This window comes from Nocardioides humilatus (assembly GCF_008373755.1).
Classification (GTDB): domain Bacteria; phylum Actinomycetota; class Actinomycetes; order Propionibacteriales; family Nocardioidaceae; genus Nocardioides; species Nocardioides humilatus.
The window spans coordinates 1-337 of the sequence record NZ_VUJV01000191.1 but is presented as its reverse complement, the minus strand read 5'-3'; the positions used below and the strand labels follow the sequence as shown (position 1 = coordinate 337).

At 45.7% G+C, this 337-nt stretch carries 1 protein-coding gene; it reads right to left on the bottom strand.

Features of this window, described 5'->3' with window-relative positions; all coding sequences use genetic code 11:
- Nucleotides 1–328 (bottom strand): hypothetical protein (locus tag F0U44_RS24420; protein ID WP_246160772.1); only part of this gene is annotated, 328 nt, incomplete at its 3' end.
- Between the last annotated feature and the right edge of the window lie 9 nt (nt 329–337).

The following is a 337-nucleotide window of genomic DNA, read 5'->3' as shown; positions in this document are numbered from 1 at the left end:
CCGTGTGGAATTGTTCTTCTAGAGCACCCTCAACCTTAGCAAGACGTTGCCTTGCCAAGTATTTTCTTGCTGTCTTTTGACTTCTCTTCTTGTTGATAATAGCTTCCTCAGCCTCAGTCAGTTTAGCTCCCTTCTTCCTCCCAAGAGGCAACGTGTAATGCGACTCGTACCACTGCCTGAATGGAGTTGCATCTACTACAACAATTGCATTCTTGACAAGGGTCTTTGTACGCACCAATTCATTGTTAGATGCATTATACACAACATCAATGATACGGGTTTTGCGAGTTGAACATTCCGATCCCCAAGAGAAGTTACCGGTGTCCAGACGCAGCGC